Source organism: Halpernia humi, from assembly GCF_900108025.1.
In the GTDB taxonomy this organism is placed as follows: domain Bacteria; phylum Bacteroidota; class Bacteroidia; order Flavobacteriales; family Weeksellaceae; genus Halpernia; species Halpernia humi.
On sequence record NZ_FNUS01000006.1, the window covers coordinates 226,647 to 248,574 of the forward strand.

A 21,928-nucleotide genomic window follows, 5' to 3' on the forward strand; every position below is an offset into this window, starting at 1 on the left:
ATTACTACGTGTCTAGCAATTACAAAAAGCAGTCAAAGAAAAAACGAAACTAACTTTCTAGCCCCGATTGGAACGGCATCCTTTTTTGGCGCGATCCGCCAAAGGCGGAGAAGCGGCAAAAAAGATATAGTGGAAAGCGGGAAGACTAATGAAAAGAAGCGGGAATTTTCTGCTACAAATAAAGACAATTATAAAAACAACGGATTGCTTCGTTCCTCGCAATGACAGCAATGACAAAAAATATACTATGGAAGAAAAAAAGGAAATTTGGTGGTTAAACGAAGAGTCGGAGCAAATGCTGAACCGCGGCTATTTGCTGAAAGGAGAAACAGTTGACGGCGCGATTTTAAGAATTACCGGCGCAGCGGCAAAAAGACTTTACAAACCGGAACTGCAACCTGCCTTTGAAGAAATGATCAGAAAAGGTTGGATCAGTTTTTCTTCGCCAGTTTGGGCAAATATGGGAACTGAACGCGGTTTGCCGATCTCGTGTTTCAACGTTCATATTCCCGATAATATTGAAGGAATTACGCACAAATTGGGCGAAGTGATTATGCAAACCAAAATTGGTGGCGGAACTTCGGGCTATTTTGGCGAATTGAGAAACAGAGGAACGGCGGTGACGGACAACGGAAAATCTTCCGGCGCGGTTTCTTTTATGAAATTATATGACACGGCGATGGACGTGGTGTCGCAAGGTGGAGTTCGTAGAGGCGCTTTTGCGGCTTATCTGGATATTGACCACGGCGATATTGAAGAGTTTTTATCGATAAAAGATATTGGAAGTCCAATCCAGAATTTATTTACGGGAATTTGTGTGCCTGATTATTGGATGCAAGACATGATCGATGGCGACATCGACAAAAGAAAAATCTGGGCACGAGTTCTGGAAAGTCGCCAACAGAAAGGTTTGCCGTATATTTTGTTTTCCGATAATGTGAACAGAAATAAACCGCAGGTTTACAAAGATTTAGGTTTAACGGTAAATGCGAGTAATCTTTGCTCGGAAATTATGTTGCCTTCCACAGCCGAAGAATCTTTTATATGCTGTCTTTCTTCTATGAATTTAGAATTATACGAAGAATGGAAAGATACAAACGCTGTGAAATTGGCGATTTATTTCTTGGATGCTGTTTTGTCTGAATTTATAGAAAAAACTGAAGGAAATTACTACTTGCAAGGTGCAAGAAATTTTGCATTAAGACATAGAGCATTAGGTTTGGGCGTTTTGGGTTACCATTCTTATTTACAGAAAAATAATATTCCGTTTGAAAGTTTTGAAGCGACACAGTTTAATGCAAGAGCCTTTAAACACATCCGTTCCGAAGCCGATATTGCAAGTAGAGAATTAGCCAATATTTATGGCGAACCCGAATTGTTAAAGGGTTACGAAATGCGTAACACAACGGTGATGGCAATTGCACCAACGACTTCTAGTTCGGCAATTTTAGGACAAACTTCACCAGGAATAGAGCCTTTTGCATCCAATTATTACAAAGCCGGTTTGGCGAAAGGTAATTTTATGCGTAAGAATAAATATTTAGCCAAATTACTTCAGGAAAAAGGGTTAGATAATGAAGAAACGTGGCGCACAATCATGCTGAACCACGGTTCTGTGCAGCATCTGAATGAATTGACGGACGAAGAAAAATTGGTTTTTAAAACCTTTAAAGAAATTTCACCAATGGAAGTTATTTCTCAGGCGGCGCAAAGACAGCAGTATATTGATCAGGCTCAAAGTTTGAATTTGAATATTCCCGCAACGATGCCTGTAAAAGATGTAAATTACCTTTATATTGAAGCTTGGAAAAAAGGCGTGAAAACTTTGTATTACCAAAGAAGTTCTTCCGTTTCCAAGGAAATGATGGTGAATTTTGTGACTTGTAGTGCTTGTGAGGCTTAGAAAAATTATAAAAAGTCCTAATTTAAATTAGGACTTTTTTTTAGTATTAATATTTTGCTTAGTACTATTAAATACTGCTGCAGGATCAATTATAGGTAGAAAATATTTATCCTTAAAGTTTGTGCTGCTCAACTCAACTGAAAGAAGTGCTCTACAATGTGAAAAAGAAATACTTAAAAGTTGAATCATAAAATTATCAGGTAATTGAAATGTATCATTTTCGGGTTCATAACAATCATCTAATCCCACGATTTTAAAAGAAGTTCTTCCTGAATGGGTCACATAATTATTTTCCGTTGTTTCTGGCAGAAAACTATTAACATCAAATGTGATTTCAGATTTATCCTTATCGATATTAATATTAAAATTAATATTGATTTTTATTGGGTTGTTTTCAAAAAAAAGATTTTCAATAATATTATTTTCGACTTCTTTAAAACTAAATTCCAGAGTCTGAATTTTTATAATTTTAAAACCAATCTTTTTCTCTTTTTCTTTTTCTTTTTTCATTTTATTGACTTAAAACTAAATCTAATTGAAAATTTGGATTTAATGGAATAATTTTACATTTATTAATTTTATCAATCTCAATTTCATTTGAAAATTGATTCAATTCAAACGTAAGATTGGAATTATTATCTAAAATAGTATTAAAAGCGTCTATTTTATTTTGGAAAATTAATTTTGGAAAAACATTGATTTTAAAGCAAATTTCAAAAAGTTTTTCTAAAGAATAATTTACTTCATTATCATTAATTATTTGGGAAACTCGAGACTTAGAAATCCCTAAAACTTTTGCTAATTCCGTATTACTCTTTATTTTGTTCTCCTTTTTATAGTTTAATAAAGCATTGTAAATTAAACCGTTAATTTCTTCAACCCAATACATCGGTTGATTTAAAACTTTTTCGAGGTTTTTATTGCTCATTTAAATAATCTTTTATAATTTTTTTAACTCTTGATATATCTTTATCTTGATCATTTTTTTTACCGCCAGTAACAATTATTCTACCATTTTCATCTTTAAAAAAATAAATTCTTAAAATGTCTTTCTTTACTTCGTAAAGTTTACAGTTTCCAATTGTATCTAATAATCTTATTTTATTACTTCCTCTTAAATTGGTATTGTTACTCGTATCTTGTAATATTCTCAAAGCGGCAGATAAATAGCCGAAGTGAGTGCCTTCCTTTTCAATTATATTAAAAAAGTTATCAAATTCATTTTTATCATTTTTACATAATTCAAAAACTTTAGTTGAACTCTGTTGAATTTTGTCGGACAAAGATATAGAATATTTTTTCAATATGTTTAGTTATAACTTAACTTTATTATTTTTAAATAATGTATTTAACAAAAGTATAAAAAATGGAACAATTTTTTTATATTTACTCAAATTATATTTGTAATATTTATGAAATTCGGACAAGTCCCAGATCCTTCAGAAATTGATTTTACACTACCAAAAGATCATCCAAGAACCAAAGAAATTTTAAAGGAAAATAAATCCAAAAAATTTCACGCTTTTGTGGGTTGCGCCAAGTGGAACAAAACCGATTTGAAAGGATTTTACCCAAAAGGGACGAAAGACGAATTGACTTATTACGCGACGCAATTTAATTCTATTGAGTTGAATGCGACTTTCTATAGTTTGCCTTCGCCAACTCAGGTTGAAACATGGCGGGATAAAACGCCGAAAGATTTTAAATTTTTCCCGAAAATCACCAATACCGTTTCGCATTTTAGAAGACTTTTGAATATTACAGATGTCGTAACGCAGTTTGCGACGTCGGTTTTAAATTTTGACGAAAAACTGGGAATGGCTTTTCTGCAACTTCATGATAATTTTAAACCAAAAGATTCGGAAAGACTCGAAGAATTTATTAAAAACTGGCCGAAAGAAGTGCTTCTCGCAGTTGAATTACGAAATGAAGAATGGTTTGCGGACGAGGAAATTTTTAACCAAACCATGGAACTTTTCGAGGAAAATAATATCACAAATATCATCGTCGATACAGCGGGAAGAAGAGATATGCTTCACATGAGACTAACCACAAATTCTACTTTTATTCGTTATGTTGGTGCCAATGACAAAAGTGATTATGAGCGTTTGGACGACTGGGTTGAACGCATAAAACTTTGGAAACAAGAAGGTTTAGAAAACTTTTATTTCTTTGTGCATCAGAATATTGAGAAAGCCTCGCCGTTACTTTCTGCTTATTTTATTGAGAAATTAAACAAAGAAATTGGCACCGAACTTCATATTCCAAAATTGGCAGATGAAAATCCAACCCTTTTTTAAACCTAAACCTAAATCTCAGCCTAAATCCCTTTCACAATAAAATAATTCTTCTTGCCTTTCTGAAGCAACAAAAACTGATGATCCACAAAATCTTTCTCAGTAATCTGGTAATCTTCAGTAATTTTTTCTTTATTTAAAGAAATGGCGTTGCCCGCAAAATCGCGTCGCGCTTCACCTTTAGATTTTAAAAAACCACTTTGTTCGGATAATAAATCGACAATATTTCCCGAAAGAATTTCGCTTTTAGAAATTTCTTTCTGCGGCACACCGCTAAAAATTTCCAGAAAAGTCGCTTCATCCAAAGCCACTAAATCTTCCGCCGTAGATTTTCCAAAAAGAATATTGGAGGCTTTCACGGCTTTTTCAAATTCCTCTTTTCCATGAACCCAAACCGTCACTTCTTCCCCTAATTTCTTCTGCAATTGTCTTTCGTGCGGCGCTTCTCTGTGCGTTTTTATTAAATCATTGATTGTTTCTTCCGACAAAAAAGTATAATATTTAATAAATCTTTCCGCATCTTCATCAGTAGAATTTACCCAAAACTGGTAAAATTTATAAGGTGAAGTTTTCTTCGGATCAAGCCAATAATTTTCGCCGGCTTCACTTTTTCCAAATTTAGAACCGTCAGATTTTGTAATTAAATTTACGGTCAAAGCAAATGCTTCACCTTGCACTTTTCTTCTGATCAATTCAGTCCCAGTCGTGATATTTCCCCATTGATCGGTTCCGCCCATTTGGAGTTTTACGTTATTGTTTTGGTAAAGATGTAAAAAGTCAAAACCTTGAAGAAGTTGATACGTAAATTCCGTGAAACTCATGCCTTCCGCGCCATTTTCGCCGGTCAGTCTTTTCTTCACAGATTCCTTCGCCATCATGTAATTGACGGTTAGATTTTTCCCGATATCACGCACAAAATCCAAAAAAGAAATATTTTTGATCCAGTCAAAATTGTTCACCAATTCTGCTTTGTTCGCTTCATTTCCGTCAAAATTCAAAAACTGCGACAATTGCCCTTTCAAACAAGAAACATAATGGTTCAAAGTCGCTTCATCCAAGAGATTTCTCTCGTTAGATTTCCCACTTGGATCGCCAATCATTCCCGTCGCACCGCCGACCAAAGCAATCGGTTTATGCCCGTGCTGTTGAAAATGCGCTAAAATTTTTATCTGAATCAAACTACCGATATGAAGAGAATCTGCCGTCGGATCAAACCCGATATAACCCGTCGTCATTTCCTTATCCAATTGTTTTTCAGTTCCGGGCATAGAATCGGCGTACAAACCGCGCCATTTCAGTTCTTCAATAAAAGCGTTCATTTTCGTAAATTTAAGTTGCAAAAATAAATATAAAATTCGTTTTTACTAACATTTGTCCCAAACTTAATAAACTTAATTCCTTCATAAATCTTAATGTTAAGATTATTTTTACTTTGGGCAGACATTTCCGCCTTCCGTTCCCAATCCCGCCGCGGCGGGGATTTCCACTCAAGTCGGGCTGCAATGTATTTTATAATAATTAAGTGAAAGAAAAGAAGAAAGGAAGTTCTTTGAAAGATTAATTAAATTTTAGAAAGATGAAAAAATTGTTGCAAATAGAACATAAATACCAAATATTATTAGAATAATTCCTATTGTAAAACCAAGATAAGAGTTCATAAAAGAATTAATATTCATTGCTTTTTCAAAATTTGTACCTTTATCTTTAAGTGGATTATATTTTGATGTTTTAAATTCTTTTATGCTATTTAAAAAGAAAAAAAACAAATCACACCAATTAAAATTGTTGCTAAACTAAATATTAAACCAATTGCTAAATCGCTCATAATTATACTTTAATAAAATTTTGTAATTATCAATAATTTCTAATAATTCAAATTTATAGGTTTTTTGTCATTCCGTAGGAATCTAAGTCGTTGAGATTCCTACGGAATGACAAAATGCTGTTTTGTTTTAAAAAGACATAAAAACTTTCAAAGCCACGAAGTGGTGAAATAAAATAGCATAGGGTGAAACCCTATGAAAAAATAAAGAAATAAAAAAAGCCACAAAGTGGCGAAATAAATTTCAAAAAAATTATATGTAATTTTAATCAAACAGTAATTTTTAAAATTATTTAATTCCGTACTTTTAGAAAAAAATTTTTCCTCATGAATTACGGCCTAGATTATTTTTCAATTGAAGACATTTTAACAATTGTTGAAAATCCGAAAATCGCAAAATTAAACGCAAAAGCAAAAAAACAAATCACAGATTCTGCAGAAAACGTAAAGAAAATAATTGCTTCAGATAGAACGGTTTACGGTATAAATACAGGTTTTGGTCCTTTGTGCGATACCAAAATTTCTGAAGAAGAAACCGAACATTTACAACATAATTTAATTATTTCTCACGCCGTCGGCGTTGGAAAACCAATTTCAAAAAAACTCTCAAAAATAATGATGGTCGCGAAAATTCATGCGCTTTCAAAAGGTTTTTCGGGAGTTTCCTTAGAATTGGTGGAACGTTTGATTTTAATGGTAGAAAAAGATATTATTCCGCTAATTCCAGAACAAGGTTCAGTAGGTGCTTCTGGTGATTTGGCACCTTTGGCGCATATGGTTTTACCACTTTTAGGTTTGGGGAAAGTCTGGCAAAATGATGTTGCTGTTCCGACAAAAGAAGTTTTAGAAAAATACAATATCGAGCCTTTAATTCTCGGCCCAAAAGAAGGTTTGGGTTTAATTAACGGAACACAGTTTATTTTAGCCCATTCCATTTTAGGTTTAGAAAAATTTGAATATTTACTGGATTTGGCAGATTTAACCGCAGCATTGAGTTTGGAAGCGTACCGCGGTTCTGCAAGTCCTTACAAGAAAGAATTGCACGAAATTCGTCCATTTGACGGAAGCAAAAAAGTCGCTTCCAGAATGCGGAAATTTTTAAAAAATTCTGAAAATCTTGATGCCCACGAATTTTGTGATCGAGTGCAAGATCCCTATTCTATGCGTTGCGTGCCGCAAGTTCACGGCGCAAGTAGAAATGCTTTCGAACATTTAAAAAAATTAACAGAAATTGAACTTAATTCTGTAACCGATAATCCAATCGTTATTTCTGATGAAGAAGCCATTTCTGGTGGAAATTTTCACGGGCAACTTTTAGCAATGCCTCTAGATTACGCGACTTTGGCGGCGGCAGAATTAGGAAATATTTCTGATAGAAGAAGTTATCTACTTTTAGAAGGAAAATATGGTTTACCGAAATTATTAGTGGAAAGCAGCGGCTTAAATTCCGGCTATATGATTCCACAATATACAACTGCGGCCTTGGTTTCCGAAAATAAATCGCTTTGTTTTCCGGCTTCTGCAGATTCAATTCCGACAAGTTTAGGGCAGGAAGATCACGTTTCTATGGGAAGTATTTCGGGAAGAAAATTTAATCAGGTTTTAGGGAATTTAGAGAATATTTTAGCCGTAGAGTTGATGTTTGGCGCTCAAGGTTTGGAATTTAGAAGACCTGCGAAATGCACGAAATTTGTAGAAGACGCTTACGATTTAATCCGAACAAAAGTTTCTAAATTAACCAATGACCGCTTAATTGGCGAAGATATTTTAGCAATTGCTGATTTAATTAGAGAAAGAAAATTTCAGGCTAATTAAAAATTTCTATTTTATATATTTCACCTTTTACTTTTGCCTTTTTACTTATAACAACTATCTTTACGGCAAAATTTTTTTAGCATGATAAACTGGGAAACTGTAAAAGAATATGATGATATTACGTACAAAAAATGTAATGGTGTTGCCAGAATTGCAATAAACCGCCCGGAAGTTCGCAACGCATTTCGCCCCAAAACCACCTCAGAATTATATGATGCTTTTTACCATGTTTCGGAAGATTCTTCTGTCGGCGTAGTTTTGCTTACTGGCGAAGGTCCGAGTAAAAAAGATGGCGGATGGGCTTTTTGCAGTGGCGGCGATCAAAATGCACGCGGCGAAAAAGGTTATGTTGGTGAAGATGGAAGACACAGATTAAATATTTTAGAAGTTCAAAGACTCATCAGATTTATGCCAAAAGTGGTGATCGCAGTTGTTCCGGGTTGGGCAGTTGGCGGTGGACATTCACTTCACGTGGTTTGCGATTTAACTTTAGCAAGTAAAGAACATGCGATTTTTAAACAAACCGATGCGGATGTCACCAGTTTTGACGGCGGTTATGGATCGGCTTATTTGGCAAAAATGGTCGGACAAAAAAAAGCAAGAGAAATTTTCTTTTTAGGCCGAAATTATACGGCGCAGGAAGCCGCGGATATGGGAATGGTGAATGCCGTTATTCCACACGCAGAATTGGAAGATACGGCTTACGAATGGGCGCAGGAAATTTTAGCAAAATCGCCAATGTCCATCAGAATGCTGAAATTCGCTATGAATTTAACTGACGATGGAATGGTAGGTCAACAGGTTTTTGCTGGCGAAGCAACACGTTTGGCGTATATGACGGACGAAGCCAAAGAAGGAAGAAACGCCTTTTTAGAAAAAAGAAAACCGGATTTTGGAAAAAATAACTGGATCTCTTAAATTAAGAAATTAGACATTAGATTTTAGAAGTTAGACTATAAAAGTTTAAAAAATCTAAAATCTAAAATCTAAAATCTAAAATCTATTTTAAATGAAATATTGGATAAAAGCCGCACGTTTGCGCACTTTGCCGCTTTCAATGAGTGGAATTGTTCTCGGTTCTTATATCGCAAAATGGCGCTTGAATTTAGACGGAAAAACCTGGGACTGGCAAATTTTTGCTTTGGCAATGTTGGTGACGCTTTTGTACCAAATTCTTTCAAATTTCGCCAATGATTACGGCGACGGAATCCGTGGGACAGATCTAAACCGAAAAGGTGAGGCAAGAGCCGTTGCCGCGGGACATATCACAGCAAATCAAATGAAAAACGGCGTAATCGTGCTTTCGATTTTGTCATTAATTGCGACGGTTGCACTTTTATATGTTGCTTTTTTGCCGGATTATATGAATTCTTTTTACCTGTTTATTGGTTTGGGAATCGCTTGTGTTTTAGCGGCAATTGGTTATACAATTGGTAAAAAACCTTATGGTTACATGGGGTTAGGCGATATTTTCGTTTTTGTTTTCTTTGGATTGGTTTCGGTTTGCGGCAGTTATTTTCTGTTCACTAAATCTTTCTCTTGGGATATTTTATTACCGGCAACTGCGATTGGATTGTTCAGCACAGCGGTTTTAAATTTAAATAATATGCGTGATATTGAAAGTGACGCTTTAACAGGGAAACATACGTTAGCGCTGCGTTTAGGTTTCAAAAAAGCGATGGTTTATGAAGTTATTTTGCTGCAATTGCCTTTAATTATTATGCTTGCATTTATGTTAATCAATAAATTACATGAAACAGCACATTATTATGCGTTTATCTTTTTCATCTTAATTTTACCTTTAATGGCAATCAGACGGCGAATAATGGAAGTAAAAGAACCTCATGAACTCGATCAGTTTTTAAAACAAGTCGGGATTATTACTTTTATGATGAGCGTTTTAGTAGCGATTGGTTTAAATTATTTTAATTAAAAAATAGAAAAATAAAATTTTTTATTGAAGCGAAATTTAATTCATGATTTTAGATTTTAAAAATAACATTTGGCAATCAACAAGTAGAATTTTACTTTTTGTAATTATTATTTTAATAGTTGCTTTAATAAATTTTGATTTCTATAATTCATTTCAGAATTTTGATTTTTTATATCAGAAAAATTACTCTAATAATAACAATTTCTATCTATTATTAATTTTAGTAGCATTTTTGACTTCTATTTTAATCACCAATTCTCTTTTTGAAAAGAAATATATTTTTAAATTGTCAAATCTTTTAATTGCTCTTTTGTTTTTTTTATTCTTACTTCCAATGTTTATATTTTTGTCGTTTCAATTTTCATTAAATTCGAACTTGGATTTTTTATTAAAGAAAAAAATTGAAAAAGTTGAAAGAAAAAGTTTTATTGATGAAGGTGATTCAAGAACTTACCAATACATTATAGAAAAAGACACGCTTTATTATTCCAATTATAACCTTTATGGAAATAAAGATAAAAGCGAACATAATAATCTTCTTAATGGAGAAATTTACAAAACATTATTAAGAAAAAATTATTTTATAAAATTCAATAGAAAATAAATTCAAAATGAAAATAAAATTTTTAGGACAAAACTGTTTCCTGTTTACTTACGACGGAAAAACAATACTTACAGATCCTTTTTACAATTTTAGTAAAGATAAATCAGGCTTTGATATTTCCGCGCAAAAAATCGATTATATTTTAATTACTCACGCGCACGGCGATCACATCGCAGATGTTGCGGAAGTTTTACAACATCATCCTGAAGCGACTTTAATTGGTCAACCAGAAATTTGCGGCTATTTTAAGGCAAAAAATTCTATTGATATTAATTTTGGAGGTTCCGCAAAATTTTCAGATTTAAAAATCTCAATGGTTCCGGCGTCTCACACGAGTTCTTTCCCAGATGGAAGTTACGGTGGCGAACCTTCAGGTTATATTTTCAGATTTCCGGGAAACAATATTTATTTTGCCGGCGATACCGGTGTAATGGCAGATATGGCGTATTTTCCACAATTATTTGGTGAGATTAATTTATCCATTTTACCGATTGGTTCGCATTATACCATGTGCGCGAGAAAAGCGAGTTTTGCAGCGGCGGAATTATTAAAATGCCCGAAAGTGATTGGTTGTCATTTTGATACTTTTCCACCAATAAAAATTGATCATGATGTGGCGAAAAACTTATTTAATGAGAAAAATGTAGAACTTATTTTGCCAGAATTAGGCGAAGAATTTACAATTTAAAGTAAAAAAAAAGAGAATAAAAATTCTCAAAATTTAAAATAAAAAAATGGCAAGCGATCTACATCACACCGCTACAACCGATTACCTTTGCTGCGTTCCCACCCTGGAGGATTCTCAGGAGCTGGTTGTGTAGGACTTGCCGGTGCAAATATACAAATTTTAGCAAAATTTGAAAATAAAATTTTAGAAATGACACAAAATCCCGTCCGTTACGGACTTATCTTATTCGTTATCACCTTTTTAATTTTTTTAGGAGTTTACTATTTTTATAATGGATTGCATTATTTTGATGTAACAATGAAAGTGAATTCTTTCGTTTTGCCATTGTTGTATGCTCTCGTTGCATTTTTTTCGGTTCGGAAAATTTGGAAAAAAAGTCATAGTATAAATTTTAGAACCGCCTTTAAGAATTCTTTTTTGCCAATGTTTATCGGTGGATTTCTTTCCATTATAAGTATGTTTGTTTTTTTAAATTATGTGGATACTGGCGCAAAAGATTTACTAAATTATCAGTTCACACAAACCAACAAAAATGAGTTGCTAAAAGTTTATAACAAAGAAAAATCTCGATTAAAAACCCAGAAAGAAAAAGATGATCTCGATAAAGATTTTAATGCTAGTATGCAGAGTTTTAGCAAAGAGCAATTGAAAGGAAAAGATGTATTTACATTTAAATATTTTTCTTATTATTTCGGTGCCATTTTCTTATTTGATGTAATTTTTTCCTTTTTTATGGCTTCATTTTTCAGAAGTAGAAATCCTGAATAAATTTTAAATTTGAGTTATGAGAAAAAGATTAACGTTAGTGGTTAAGAATGATACGGTAGAAAATATTAAGGCTTTTGCTAAAAATAATAATTCCACAGTTCCGAAAATTGTGGAAGATTATTTTAAAACACTTAATTTTGAAAAAAAATATTTAAATAACTTTTCGCATCAATTTTAATTAATGAATTTATCCATCGTAATACCGCTTTTAAACGAAGCAGAATCTCTTGAAGAACTTTTTTCGCGAATAGATTTGGTTTGTAAAAGCCATCAATTATCCTACGAAATTTGGTTCGTAGATGATGGAAGCACAGATTTGTCGTGGAGTATTATTGAAAATTTATCCGTTCAAAATGCGAACGTTCATGGGATAAAATTTTCAAGAAATTATGGCAAATCACAAGCGCTTCACGCTGCTTTTGAAAAAGTGCAAGGTGAAATAATTATCACAATGGATGCAGATTTGCAAGATTTCCCAGAAGAAATTCCTTCACTTTATGACAAGATTATTTCTGAGGATTTTGATATTGTTTCTGGCTGGAAAAAGAAACGGTTTGATAATGTAATGACAAAAAATTTGCCTTCAAAATTATTCAATGCCGCAGCAAGAAAATTATCAGGTGTAGAATTGCATGATTTTAATTGTGGTTTAAAAGCCTACAAAAAACAAGTCGTAAAATCTATTGATGTTTATGGCGATATGCACCGCTACATTCCGGTTTTAGCAGCAAATGCAGGTTTTAGAAAAATTACCGAAAAAGAAGTGCAACACCAAGCAAGACCCTACGGAAGTTCAAAATTTGGCAGCGAAAGATTTGTTCGTGGTTTTTTAGATTTAGTGACGCTTTGGTTTGTAAGTCGTTTTGGAGGCAGACCGATGCATTTTTTTGGCGCTGCAGGAACTTTAATGTTTTTATTCGGTTTTTTATCTGCTTTTTGGCTTGGGTTATCCAAGTTAATTGATGTTTCGCGTGGAATTTACGGACATCTTTTAGCAAATAATCCGTGGTTTTTTATCGCCTTGACGATGATGATACTTGGAACTTTGCTTTTTATCGCAGGCTTTTTAGGCGAAATGATTATTAGAAATAATAGAGATCATAAGAATTACTATATTGATGAAAAAATTTAATTAAAATTATTAATAATGAAAAAAGTTTTATATATTATAATTCTTTTATTTTACACTTTAGTTTCTTCACAAATAGTTTCAAATTCAAAAATTAACTTTGAAAATTTGTATGGGAAATGGATTTTTTTAAATTTTTTTAAAGGTGAGTTTAAATCGATTGGTAAGTTGTCTAAAGATGAGTATCAATCTAATTTCGGAACTCCATTCCAAATTTATGAGAAAAGCGGTCAATTTATGAGTAATCAAGGTGACTATTCAGACAGAGGTAAATTTTTAATCGATAAGCAAAATAAAATTATTAAAGAAATTTACAACAAAGGGGACACTCTTAAACTTAAAGTTAAATATTTAACGGAAAGGTATTTGGTATTAAGTACACAAGATAATTATAATTATTTTTATAGGAAAAATTAAAATGAAAAAAATTTTACTCTTATTTACAATTTTCACAATCGTTTCCTGCTCCAAGGTTAAGCCAGAAGGGCCAATAGAAACACATGAAATTAAATTAGCAGATTTCAATCAAGTAGATTTGAAGGGGAAATTTAGGGTATTTTTTATCCATTCGCAGAAAAATTTCGTGGCGGTAGAAACCAATCCAAATTTTTACAAAAATCTTGATATTAACGTAAAAGATAATGTTTTAGACATTCACGAAAAAAGAGAAACGCAAGATCTTGATTTTTATAACATTAGCATTTATTCTAAATCTCAATTAAACCAAGCAAAACTAGCAGATTCTGTAGAATTTAATATTTCTGGTGAAATAAAATCCCCAGATTTTAAACTTAATTTAAAAAATAGTGCTAAATTTATTGGTGCTGTGAATTCCGCAAAAGTTGCACTGGATATGACGGATAAAAGCCGCGCAAACTTAATGGGAAAGAGCAATCAAGCATTTGTAAAAATTTCTGATACGGCAAGTTTGATTGCGCCTTATTGGATTATTAATGATTTGAAAATCAATTCCGATAAAGGCAATTATTCTGAACTAAATATAAAAAATAAAATAAGTGGTGAAGTAAAAAATACGGCGACTTTTAATTATTATGGAAGTCCCGTAAGTGCTTTTAAAATTGAAAAAACGGCCACAGTTCAGAATAAAGAATTGCAGTAGTTAAAGGTTTCAAATGATTTCAAAATGTTTGATATGAGAACTTTTTAAACCAAATAAAATAATTTGAAACAACATCAAACAATATTAAACGAGATTAAACAATATCAAACCAAATAAAACTAAAAAAATATGACTTCCATCGAAAAAGCAAAACTATGGCTAAATGAGCCTTTTGACGAAGAAACACAGAACGCTGTAGAATTACTTATTAATTCAAATTCGCCAGATTTAGATGATAGTTTTTATAAAAATTTAGAATTTGGAACGGGCGGAATGCGCGGCATAATGGGCGTTGGTACAAATCGTTTAAATAAATATACTCTCGGGCAAGCCACGCAAGGTTTGGCCAACTATATTTTGCAACAATTTCCTAACGAAGAAGTTAAAGTGGCAATTGCGTACGATGTGCGTCATAATTCAAAAGAATTTGGGAAAATGTGCGCCGATGTTTTAACGGCAAATGGCATCAAAGTATTGTTGTTTAAAAATCACCGTCCGACGCCTGAATTGTCTTTTACTGTTCGAGAAAAAAAATGCAATGCAGGAATCGTGTTGACGGCTTCGCATAATCCGCCAGAATATAATGGTTACAAAGTTTATTGGAATGACGGTGCGCAAATCGTTCCACCGCAAGATTCAGCAATTATAAATGAAGTTCAAAATACAAAATTCGATCAAATTAAATTTAATGGAAACGATGATTTAATAGAATGGATTGGCGAAGAGCAAGATGATGTTTACATTGAGGCTTGTATTAAAAACTCAACCTATCAAAATATTTGTAAAGAAAATCTGAACATTGTTTTTACTTCCATTCACGGAACAACTTATGCGACAGTTCCGAAAGCGTTAAGAAAAGCAGGTTTTCAAAAAATAGATTTGGTGCAAGAACAAATGGTTCCAAGTGGAAATTTCCCGACTGTGGAAAGTCCAAATCCTGAAGAACCAGCCGCTTTGGAGATGGCTTTAGATTTAGCAAAAATTGTAAATGCAGATATCGTAATTGGGACAGATCCAGATGGCGATAGACTGGGAATTGCTGTGAGAAATTTAGAAAACGAAATGCAATTGCTGAACGGAAATCAGTGCAACACAATTCTCACTTATTATATTTTAGACCAATGGAAACGCCGAGGAAAACTAAACGGAAAGGAGTTTATTGGCTCTACAATTGTGACTTCAGATATTTTCTTTGATATTGCTTCGAAATTTGGCGTAGATTGTAAAGTGGGTTTAACCGGTTTTAAATGGATTGGTAAAATGATCCGTGACTTTGAAGGACAAGAAAAATTTATTTGTGGTGGCGAAGAAAGTTTCGGTTTTATGACGGGCGATTTTGTGCGAGATAAAGATTCTTGTGGCAGTATTTTATTAGCTTGCGAAATTGCGGCTTTTTGCAAAGCACACGGCAAAACGATGTATCAATATTTAATAGAAATCTATCGCGATCTCGGAATGTACTACGAAAGCCTAACTTCAATTACTAAAAAAGGAAGAGATGGCGCAGAAGAAATTAAACAAATGATGGTGGATTTTAGAGAAAACCCGCCAAGAGAATTAGTAGGTTCGAAAGTAATTGAAGTAAAAGATTTCCAAGAGCAAACTTGCCTATATTTGCAAGAAAATAGGAGAGAAGTGATGGATGATATTCCGAAATCTAATGTTCTAATTTATTATACCGAAGACGGTTCTAAAATTTGTATTCGTCCTTCTGGCACAGAACCAAAGATTAAATTTTACTTTTCTGTGAAAGGAAATGTTGAATCTGAAGCAGATTTTAAAGAAAAATTAGTTATCCTAAACAATAAAATTGAAGGCATTAAAAAAGATTTAAAACTTTAGAAATCTTTAGAAAAAGAGTAAAATGTCTTTTGTATTCAATAATAAATAATAAATCATCAATTATTTCAGTAATGAAAGTATCAAAATTAGCGGAAAATTTAGTAGGATCAGAAATTTTAAAAATCGGAAATCAAGTTAACGAATTGAAATCGCAAGGAAAAAAAATTGCAAATTTAACAATTGGTGATTTGAATTCTAGCATTTATCCGATTCCTACATTATTAAAAGAAGAAATTTCAAAGGCCTACGAAAATAATTTAACAAATTATCCGCCTTCGAATGGATTGCTTTCGTTACGAAAATCTATTTCAGATGATATTAAAAATCGTTGGAATTTAGATTACGATGAAAACCAGGTTTTAATTGCGGCTGGATCTCGGCCTTTGATTTATGCGTTTTTTAAAACCATCGTAGATGAAGGCGAGAAAGTGGTTTACCCAATCCCAAGCTGGAATAATAACCATTATGCTTTTCTTACTTCTGCCAACAAAGTTGAAGTTGAAACTTCACCAGAAAATAATTTTTTGCCAACAGCGGAAGATCTGAAATCGCATCTAAAAGGTACTGTTTTACTAGCACTTTGCTCACCTTTGAACCCGACTGGAACCATGTATTCTAAATCGCAATTATCAGAAATCTGCGAATTGGTTTTAGCGGAAAACAAATCTCGTGGTGAAAATCAGAAACCGCTTTATGTGATGTACGATCAAATTTATTCTAATGTAACATTTGGCGCAGAGCATTTCAACCCGGTATCGCTTTTCCCGGAAATGGCAGAATTCACAGTTTTTATTGATGGAATTTCAAAATGTTTGGCAGCAACAGGCGTTCGCGTTGGTTGGGCTTTTGGGCCAGAATTGATCATTAAAAAAATGACGGCTTTGCTTACTCACGTTGGCGCTTGGGCACCAAAACCCGAACAGCAGGCTGTAGGAAATTTTTACCAGCACAAGGAAAATGTAGATACTTTCGTGAATGATTTTAAAGCAAAAATTGAAGAAAGTTTAAAGGTTTTGCACGACGGAATTCAAGATTTAAAAAATGAAAATTTTGCCGTGGAAAGCATCGTGCCAATGGGCGCGCTTTATCTTACTATAAAATTAGACTACATTGGGAAATATTTGTCAGATGGAAGTGAAATAAAAACTTCATCAGATTTGGTTTTTTATTTAATTAAGGACGCAGGAATCGCACTCGTTCCATTTTCCGCTTTTGGAAGTTCGCCAGAAATGCCTTGGTTTCGAGCATCAGTTGGTGGGTTGAGTTTAGATGAAATAAAAGATATGCTACCAAGATTAAAATCTGCTTTAGAAAAATTAAAATAAGTGGAAAAAATTCACTTTATCTGAAGAAACAATTCTAAATTTGTAGTGTAAAAGTATAGAAATCGTGAAAAAAAAATATTCTTCAAGTACAGATTTAGATCAGGTTTCTGAGCCAGCAGCGGTTTACAGTAAACCCAATTCATTTAGTAGTCATATATTTAAAGATAATTATTCTCTTATAAAAAAGGCAAATGAAGGCGTAAAAACCGAAGTTTTTTACACATTAGCAGAAAAAATAAATATGCCAGAAAAAATATTGGCAAGCATTATTAATTTATCTCCAAGAACGATCAGTAATTATCGGGATCAAAATAAAGATTTAGATCCCAATTATAGCGAGCATCTTTTAAAAATCGTGAAATTATATAAATTAGGTATTGATATATTTGGAAATGTGAAAGAGTTTAGTGCTTGGATGGAGCGGCCGTTTTATAATTCTGACGAAAAACCTTTAGATTTTTTAAATACTTCTGGTGGTGTAGATTTAATTGCAGAAGAAATAGAAAAGTTAGCACAAGGTTACCCCTTATAAATGTTGGTTTACAGATTGGTTCATAGGAAGTATGCAGATTCACTTTTCGCTAGTGGCATCGAGGGAAGGTGGAATTTTGCGGGTCAAAAAGTTCTTTATACCGCAAAAACTATTGCTTTGGCTTATTTAGAATTAATGCATCAGCGCAAAGGCTTGGGTTTTAATGATGATTTTAAAATTATGCTCATTTCCATTCCAGACTCTGCAACTTTTGATGAAATTAATTCGGAAAAATTACCGGTAGATTGGCGAAATTTCAGGAATTATGCTGTTTGTCAAACTTTATCAGAAGAGTGGTTTGTAAGAAGAAATCATTTGCTATTAAAAGTGCCTTCCGCTGTAGTTCCGCAAAATTTTAATATCGTTATTAATTCTGAACATCCATTATATAAAGAAGTGGAAATTATTGATGTTTTAGATTTTATTCCAGATTATAGATTAGAAAATATTTTAAAAAAATATAATTAAATTGAAATCGCCGCTAAAATAATTCTTATAAAAAACATTGGTGAAAAATGGCGATTACATTTGACCAATAAAAAATAGATATTGCAACAAATGAAAATCATAGCCGTTATTCCCGCAAGATATGAAGCCACAAGGTTCCCAGGAAAACTGATGGAAATGCTAGGAAATAAAACCGTTATTTCTACCACTTATGAAAATGTAGTGAAAACAAAATTATTTGATGATGTTTTTGTGGCGACAGATTCCCAAATTATTTTAAAGGAAATTGAGAAAAATGGTGGCAAAGCAGTTTTCACAAAACACCACGAAACTGGAAGCGATAGAATTGCAGAAGCCATAAAAAATATAGATTGCGATATTGTTGTAAATGTGCAAGGAGACGAACCTTTTTTAAATAAAAAACCATTAAAAGAACTTATTTCTGTTTTTAAATCTGATAAAAAGAAAGAAATTTCTTTAGCTTCACTTAAAACCAAAATGTTTGATGTGAAAGAAATCTCGGATCCGAATAATGTAAAAGTCATTACCGATGAACAAAATTTCGCGCTTTATTTTAGCCGTTCAGTAATTCCTTATCCTCGAGAAATTTCTAAAGCAACGGAATATTTCAAACATATCGGCGTTTATGCTTTTAGAAAAGAAGCACTTTTGAAATTTACAAATTTAGAAATGCGGCCACTCGAAATTTCAGAAAAAATAGAATGTATTCGCTATTTAGAATATGGCATGAAAATTAAAATGGTGGAAACAGATTTTGTAGGTGTCGGAATCGATGTTCCTGAAGATTTGGAAAAAGCACGCGCATTATTAAACATAAAAAAACCTTAAAACTGATTTTTGACAAGCTTCGTATTTTATTAAAGTACTATATTTGACAAATCAATCTTTAAAAGAATCTATTTTCACATTTTTGTACTCATTTAATGAAGAAATTAATAATTTTATTTGGTCTAATTTGTAGCAGTCTTATTTTTGCACAAACTGCAAAAGATATTATCCAACAAAATTTAGATAAATCTGGTGGTTTAACCAACTGGAAGTTATTGAATTCTATTATTTTACAAGGAAAAGTTTCTTTAGGTATAAATGATATTTATCCAATAAAAATTTACCAGCAACGTCCAAATCTTACGAAAACTGTTATTACAATTGGTAAAAAAGATACTGCAATTGAGGGTTTTGATGGAGAAAAAGGCTACGCAATGAATTATGCCACAAACAAACTTCAAGTTTATGAAAATTACAAACCAGAAAGTTTTGATAATGATTTTATAGACTATGAAAACAAAGGCTTCACTGCAGAACTTCAAGGTCAAGAAAAAATTGGCGAAAACCTTTGCTATAAAGTAGAATTGACTAAAAACGTGAATAAAACAATTTACTATTTTGATGTTAAAACTTTTATGCTTTTAAAAGAAGTTAAGAAAGACGAAACTTTAAGTTATTCCGATTACCGAAAAGTGGGTTCACTTTTGATGCCTTACAGAATAGAATCTTCGTCACCAAAAAAAGATGGAGATTATGTGATGCTTATTAATAAAATAGAAATTAATAAGGAATTTCCTGCAAATACTTTTAAATTAAAATAATTGAATCTAAAATTTATAAATCACTAATTAAAAATTCATAAGCCATGCTAAAAAAAACCTTTATATTTATACTCTCAATCGGTGCATTTTTACAAAGTTGCACCAATCAAAAAAAAGAAAAAACAATAGCACAAACTACAGAAATGAAACCAGAATCCATTTATGATTTCAAAGTGCCCGCATTAGAAGAAGGGAAAACTATCAATTTCGCCGATTTTAAAGGCAAGAAAATTTTAATTGTAAATACTGCCTCAGAATGTGGCTTCACGCCGCAATACGCAGATTTAGAAAAAGTTGCAGAGCAATACAAAGACAAAGTAGTTGTAGTAGGTTTCCCAGCAAATAATTTTGGTGGGCAAGAACCGGGAAGTAATAAAGAAATTAGTACTTTTTGTACCAGAAATTATGGTGTAACATTTCCCATGGCGGCAAAAGTTTCTGTGAAAGGCGACGATACCGCACCCATTTTTAAATTTTTAAAAGATAAAAACTTGAATGGCGTAAAAAACACAACAATTCTTTGGAATTTTACAAAATTTTTGTTGGATGAAAACGGCCATTTAATTGATAGTTTTGTCAGCACAACAAAGCCAACAAGTGAAAGTATCACAAAATACTTTAAATAAAATCAAACTTTTTATAAAATAAAATCCGGCAAATGAGCCGGATTTTTTTTAATTATTTTTTGCAGCAAAATTAAAAATTGCAGCAAGTTTTATTTTAGAAAAACCGTTAGATTTTATTTTGGCAGCATTCACCATTGCTTTGGCTAAAATCTCTGTTGGCAAAGGTTTTTGGCTTTTAAACAACCCGATTTTATTGACGAATTTTAATAGTTTCAAACCTACAACTTCGCCCAATCTTTCACTTCCTTTTCGATCCAACATTCCTGGTTGGAAAATCGTAGTTTTCTCGAAATTAAGATTTTTTATTGCGTTTTCCAATTCACCTTTCATTTGGCTGTAGAATATTTTAGATTTCGCGTTTGCGCCGTAAGCAGAAACTAAAACATAATTTTTCACAGCATTTTTCTTGGCCGCTTTTGCAAAATTCAATTGAAAATCAAAATCCACTTTTCGTTGCGCTTCCTTGCTTCCTGCGGCTTTCAAAGTCGTTCCCATGCAAGAAAAGGCGACGTCGCCCAAAATTAAATTTTCCCATTCTTCAAAATTTTCAAAATTAACGATGTGCGTTTTAAGTTTTAAATTTTCTATGTTTAAAGGTTTTCTCACACAAACATGAACTTCAGAAAACGATTCGTCTTCCAATAATAATTTCGTTAAATCTTTACCAGTTGCGCCAGTTGCGCCTAAAACGAGTGCTTTCATATACTATTTTTTGGGCAGCATTTTACTTTGTCGAATGCTAATTTATTAATTATTTTGTGGCAGACATTTCCGCCTTCCGTTCCCAATCTTTTTATTTTCATTGCGACCGAAGCGAAGCAATCCGTTGAACTTTATCGCCATCGCAATAAAAATAAAAAGGATTTCCACTCAAGTCGGGCTGCAATTTAATGCAAAAATCGACAATTATTTTTTAAATTTGACTTCAATTTAATTGTTACTGACAACTATCAACTGACAACCAACAACTTAAAAATGCAAGCGGAAGAAATTCAGGAATATTGTTTAAAAAAGAAAGGCGTGACTGAATCATTTCCTTTCAATGAAGAAACTTTAGTTTTTAAAGTCGGAAACAAAATATTTCTATTGATGTCTTTAGAATCTCAGCCGCTTAAAATATCGTTAAAAAATACACCAGAAAAAAATATAGAACTTCGAGCAGAATTTTGGCAAATTGAAGGCGCTTATCACATGAATAAAGCCCACTGGAGTTCAGTAGTTTGCGAAGGTATAAAAGCAGATTTAATTAAAAAATTAATCGATGAATCTTATGATTTGGTTTTTAAATCTTTAACCAAAAAAATGAGAGATGAGGTTTTGGCAATTTAAAAGATATAACATACATTAATTAATTCTTTAAAGTCTATATTTTAGCGATATTATTAATAAAATCAGAAAAATTTAAAAATAATTAATATTTCTATTGCAAATCTGTTTTTTTTTTTTTTTTTTTTTTTAAAAACGAAA

24 protein-coding genes, 1 other RNA gene and 1 pseudogene are annotated in these 21,928 nt (G+C 32.6%); 20 read left to right on the top strand and 6 right to left on the bottom strand.

Translation table 11 applies throughout. From position 1 onward, the window contains the following. Window positions 1-148 precede the first annotated feature (148 nt). A complete protein-coding gene (locus tag C4S29_RS12425) occupies window positions 149-1,903 on the top strand; it encodes a ribonucleoside-diphosphate reductase subunit alpha (RefSeq protein WP_394338672.1) in 1,755 nt (584 codons plus the stop codon). A 27-nt stretch (window positions 1,904-1,930) separates the two neighbouring features. On the opposite strand, the gene C4S29_RS12430 is transcribed toward C4S29_RS12425, so the two are convergent. Genes C4S29_RS12430 through C4S29_RS12440 form a run of 3 tightly spaced genes read right to left on the bottom strand, consistent with a single transcriptional unit; the run spans window position 1,931 to window position 3,186 of the window. Continuing rightward, window positions 1,931-2,413 (bottom strand): hypothetical protein, encoded by a 483-nt coding sequence (locus C4S29_RS12430; protein WP_103914419.1) that lies wholly within the window; start codon window positions 2,411-2,413, stop codon window positions 1,931-1,933. Window position 2,414: 1 nt separating this feature from the next. Beyond that, on the bottom strand, window positions 2,415-2,831 hold the full coding sequence (locus C4S29_RS12435; RefSeq protein ID WP_103914420.1) for a helix-turn-helix domain-containing protein: 417 nt from the start codon (window positions 2,829-2,831) through the stop codon (window positions 2,415-2,417). Beyond that, complete coding sequence (locus C4S29_RS12440) at window positions 2,821-3,186, bottom strand: hypothetical protein (protein ID WP_146063321.1); 366 nt, start codon at window positions 3,184-3,186, stop codon at window positions 2,821-2,823. Before C4S29_RS12440 ends, C4S29_RS12435 begins: the two co-directional genes overlap by 11 nt. 129 nt (window positions 3,187-3,315) lie before the next feature. On the opposite strand from C4S29_RS12440, the gene C4S29_RS12445 reads away from it, so the two are divergent. Further along, the gene (locus C4S29_RS12445) at window positions 3,316-4,203 is read left to right on the top strand and encodes a DUF72 domain-containing protein (RefSeq protein ID WP_103914422.1); all 888 of its coding nucleotides are present in this window, start codon (window positions 3,316-3,318) and stop codon (window positions 4,201-4,203) included. 20 nt (window positions 4,204-4,223) lie between these two features. On the opposite strand, the gene tyrS is transcribed toward C4S29_RS12445, so the two are convergent. Next, window positions 4,224-5,519, bottom strand: coding sequence for a tyrosine--tRNA ligase (gene tyrS, locus C4S29_RS12450; RefSeq protein ID WP_103914423.1), 1,296 nt, complete (start codon window positions 5,517-5,519; stop codon window positions 4,224-4,226). 830 nt (window positions 5,520-6,349) lie between these two features. Between tyrS and hutH the strand changes: the two genes are divergently transcribed. From hutH to C4S29_RS12480, 5 genes and pseudogenes are all read left to right on the top strand, one after another. After that, the gene (hutH, locus tag C4S29_RS12460) at window positions 6,350-7,837 is read left to right on the top strand and encodes a histidine ammonia-lyase (protein ID WP_103914425.1); all 1,488 of its coding nucleotides are present in this window, start codon (window positions 6,350-6,352) and stop codon (window positions 7,835-7,837) included. Between the two features lie 78 nt (window positions 7,838-7,915). Beyond that, window positions 7,916-8,755 (top strand): annotated as a pseudogene (locus tag C4S29_RS12465) (1,4-dihydroxy-2-naphthoyl-CoA synthase); the annotation flags it as partial. Window positions 8,756-8,846: 91 nt separating this feature from the next. Next, window positions 8,847-9,770, top strand: coding sequence for a 1,4-dihydroxy-2-naphthoate octaprenyltransferase (menA, locus tag C4S29_RS12470; protein ID WP_103914427.1), 924 nt, complete (start codon window positions 8,847-8,849; stop codon window positions 9,768-9,770). A 376-nt stretch (window positions 9,771-10,146) separates the two neighbouring features. Beyond that, on the top strand, window positions 10,147-10,374 hold the full coding sequence (locus C4S29_RS14690; protein ID WP_146063322.1) for a hypothetical protein: 228 nt from the start codon (window positions 10,147-10,149) through the stop codon (window positions 10,372-10,374). Window positions 10,375-10,381: 7 nt separating this feature from the next. After that, entirely contained in the window at window positions 10,382-11,062 is a 681-nt protein-coding gene (locus C4S29_RS12480) for a metal-dependent hydrolase (protein ID WP_103914429.1), read from the top strand. A gap of 44 nt (window positions 11,063-11,106) precedes the next feature. On the opposite strand, the gene ffs is transcribed toward C4S29_RS12480, so the two are convergent. Beyond that, window positions 11,107-11,204, bottom strand: an RNA gene (gene ffs, locus C4S29_RS12485) — signal recognition particle sRNA small type. Between the two features lie 47 nt (window positions 11,205-11,251). Here ffs and C4S29_RS12490 point away from each other — a divergent pair. The 12 genes from C4S29_RS12490 to C4S29_RS12540 all read left to right on the top strand — a co-directional run bounded on the left by C4S29_RS12490 (window position 11,252) and on the right by C4S29_RS12540 (window position 20,461). Beyond that, entirely contained in the window at window positions 11,252-11,830 is a 579-nt protein-coding gene (locus C4S29_RS12490) for a DUF4199 domain-containing protein (protein ID WP_103914450.1), read from the top strand. A 16-nt stretch (window positions 11,831-11,846) separates the two neighbouring features. Continuing rightward, window positions 11,847-12,008: a DUF6364 family protein gene (locus C4S29_RS14770; protein ID WP_159969856.1), complete on the top strand. Its 162-nt coding sequence runs from the start codon at window positions 11,847-11,849 to the stop codon at window positions 12,006-12,008. Window positions 12,009-12,011: 3 nt separating this feature from the next. Continuing rightward, window positions 12,012-12,962, top strand: a complete 951-nt coding sequence (locus tag C4S29_RS12495) for a glycosyltransferase family 2 protein (RefSeq protein ID WP_103914430.1) — start codon at window positions 12,012-12,014, stop codon at window positions 12,960-12,962. Between the two features lie 15 nt (window positions 12,963-12,977). Then, complete coding sequence (locus C4S29_RS12500) at window positions 12,978-13,376, top strand: hypothetical protein (protein WP_103914431.1); 399 nt, start codon at window positions 12,978-12,980, stop codon at window positions 13,374-13,376. Between the two features lies 1 nt (window position 13,377). Further along, window positions 13,378-14,079, top strand: coding sequence for a GIN domain-containing protein (locus tag C4S29_RS12505; protein WP_103914432.1), 702 nt, complete (start codon window positions 13,378-13,380; stop codon window positions 14,077-14,079). Window positions 14,080-14,208: 129 nt separating this feature from the next. Beyond that, window positions 14,209-15,921: a phospho-sugar mutase gene (locus C4S29_RS12510; protein ID WP_103914433.1), complete on the top strand. Its 1,713-nt coding sequence runs from the start codon at window positions 14,209-14,211 to the stop codon at window positions 15,919-15,921. Window positions 15,922-15,992: 71 nt separating this feature from the next. After that, the gene (locus tag C4S29_RS12515) at window positions 15,993-17,246 is read left to right on the top strand and encodes a pyridoxal phosphate-dependent aminotransferase (RefSeq protein WP_103914434.1); all 1,254 of its coding nucleotides are present in this window, start codon (window positions 15,993-15,995) and stop codon (window positions 17,244-17,246) included. A gap of 64 nt (window positions 17,247-17,310) precedes the next feature. Next, window positions 17,311-17,778, top strand: a complete 468-nt coding sequence (gene parS, locus C4S29_RS14950; protein ID WP_233740549.1) for a type II RES/Xre toxin-antitoxin system antitoxin — start codon at window positions 17,311-17,313, stop codon at window positions 17,776-17,778. Beyond that, the gene (locus tag C4S29_RS12525; protein WP_103914435.1) at window positions 17,779-18,246 is read left to right on the top strand and encodes an RES family NAD+ phosphorylase; all 468 of its coding nucleotides are present in this window, start codon (window positions 17,779-17,781) and stop codon (window positions 18,244-18,246) included. It abuts the gene before it with no gap. A gap of 90 nt (window positions 18,247-18,336) precedes the next feature. Next, window positions 18,337-19,074 (top strand): 3-deoxy-manno-octulosonate cytidylyltransferase, encoded by a 738-nt coding sequence (kdsB, locus tag C4S29_RS12530; RefSeq protein WP_103914436.1) that lies wholly within the window; start codon window positions 18,337-18,339, stop codon window positions 19,072-19,074. Between the two features lie 95 nt (window positions 19,075-19,169). After that, on the top strand, window positions 19,170-19,835 hold the full coding sequence (locus C4S29_RS12535) for a histidine kinase (RefSeq protein WP_103914437.1): 666 nt from the start codon (window positions 19,170-19,172) through the stop codon (window positions 19,833-19,835). Between the two features lie 44 nt (window positions 19,836-19,879). Next, window positions 19,880-20,461, top strand: a complete 582-nt coding sequence (locus C4S29_RS12540) for a glutathione peroxidase (protein WP_103914438.1) — start codon at window positions 19,880-19,882, stop codon at window positions 20,459-20,461. Between the two features lie 48 nt (window positions 20,462-20,509). Here C4S29_RS12540 and C4S29_RS12545 read toward each other — a convergent pair whose 3' ends face one another. After that, window positions 20,510-21,163 carry an NAD(P)H-binding protein gene (locus C4S29_RS12545; RefSeq protein ID WP_103914439.1) on the bottom strand — a complete coding sequence of 218 codons (654 nt, stop codon included), beginning with the start codon at window positions 21,161-21,163 and terminating at the stop codon, window positions 20,510-20,512. Window positions 21,164-21,436: 273 nt separating this feature from the next. On the opposite strand from C4S29_RS12545, the gene C4S29_RS12550 reads away from it, so the two are divergent. Continuing rightward, window positions 21,437-21,790 carry an MmcQ/YjbR family DNA-binding protein gene (locus C4S29_RS12550; RefSeq protein WP_103914440.1) on the top strand — a complete coding sequence of 118 codons (354 nt, stop codon included), beginning with the start codon at window positions 21,437-21,439 and terminating at the stop codon, window positions 21,788-21,790. Window positions 21,791-21,928 lie beyond the last annotated feature (138 nt).

What these genes read in the sequence shown, in the direction of transcription:
- C4S29_RS12430 (WP_103914419.1), bottom strand. Translation starts at nt 2,413, where the DNA reads ATGAAAAAAGAAAAAGAAAAAGAGAAAAAGATTGGTTTTAAAATTATA.
- C4S29_RS12515 (WP_103914434.1), top strand. Translation starts at nt 15,993, where the DNA reads ATGAAAGTATCAAAATTAGCGGAAAATTTAGTAGGATCAGAAATTTTA.
- C4S29_RS12505 (WP_103914432.1), top strand. Translation starts at nt 13,378, where the DNA reads ATGAAAAAAATTTTACTCTTATTTACAATTTTCACAATCGTTTCCTGC.
- C4S29_RS12495 (WP_103914430.1), top strand. Translation starts at nt 12,012, where the DNA reads ATGAATTTATCCATCGTAATACCGCTTTTAAACGAAGCAGAATCTCTT.
- C4S29_RS12490 (WP_103914450.1), top strand. Translation starts at nt 11,252, where the DNA reads ATGACACAAAATCCCGTCCGTTACGGACTTATCTTATTCGTTATCACC.
- C4S29_RS12510 (WP_103914433.1), top strand. Translation starts at nt 14,209, where the DNA reads ATGACTTCCATCGAAAAAGCAAAACTATGGCTAAATGAGCCTTTTGAC.
- C4S29_RS12545 (WP_103914439.1), bottom strand. Translation starts at nt 21,163, where the DNA reads ATGAAAGCACTCGTTTTAGGCGCAACTGGCGCAACTGGTAAAGATTTA.
- C4S29_RS12500 (WP_103914431.1), top strand. Translation starts at nt 12,978, where the DNA reads ATGAAAAAAGTTTTATATATTATAATTCTTTTATTTTACACTTTAGTT.
- C4S29_RS12425 (WP_394338672.1), top strand. Translation starts at nt 149, where the DNA reads ATGAAAAGAAGCGGGAATTTTCTGCTACAAATAAAGACAATTATAAAA.
- C4S29_RS12540 (WP_103914438.1), top strand. Translation starts at nt 19,880, where the DNA reads ATGCTAAAAAAAACCTTTATATTTATACTCTCAATCGGTGCATTTTTA.
- C4S29_RS12480 (WP_103914429.1), top strand. Translation starts at nt 10,382, where the DNA reads ATGAAAATAAAATTTTTAGGACAAAACTGTTTCCTGTTTACTTACGAC.
- kdsB (WP_103914436.1), top strand. Translation starts at nt 18,337, where the DNA reads ATGAAAATCATAGCCGTTATTCCCGCAAGATATGAAGCCACAAGGTTC.
- hutH (WP_103914425.1), top strand. Translation starts at nt 6,350, where the DNA reads ATGAATTACGGCCTAGATTATTTTTCAATTGAAGACATTTTAACAATT.
- menA (WP_103914427.1), top strand. Translation starts at nt 8,847, where the DNA reads ATGAAATATTGGATAAAAGCCGCACGTTTGCGCACTTTGCCGCTTTCA.
- C4S29_RS12435 (WP_103914420.1), bottom strand. Translation starts at nt 2,831, where the DNA reads ATGAGCAATAAAAACCTCGAAAAAGTTTTAAATCAACCGATGTATTGG.
- C4S29_RS12525 (WP_103914435.1), top strand. Translation starts at nt 17,779, where the DNA reads ATGTTGGTTTACAGATTGGTTCATAGGAAGTATGCAGATTCACTTTTC.
- tyrS (WP_103914423.1), bottom strand. Translation starts at nt 5,519, where the DNA reads ATGAACGCTTTTATTGAAGAACTGAAATGGCGCGGTTTGTACGCCGAT.
- C4S29_RS12535 (WP_103914437.1), top strand. Translation starts at nt 19,170, where the DNA reads ATGAAGAAATTAATAATTTTATTTGGTCTAATTTGTAGCAGTCTTATT.
- C4S29_RS12550 (WP_103914440.1), top strand. Translation starts at nt 21,437, where the DNA reads ATGCAAGCGGAAGAAATTCAGGAATATTGTTTAAAAAAGAAAGGCGTG.
- C4S29_RS14770 (WP_159969856.1), top strand. Translation starts at nt 11,847, where the DNA reads ATGAGAAAAAGATTAACGTTAGTGGTTAAGAATGATACGGTAGAAAAT.
- C4S29_RS12445 (WP_103914422.1), top strand. Translation starts at nt 3,316, where the DNA reads ATGAAATTCGGACAAGTCCCAGATCCTTCAGAAATTGATTTTACACTA.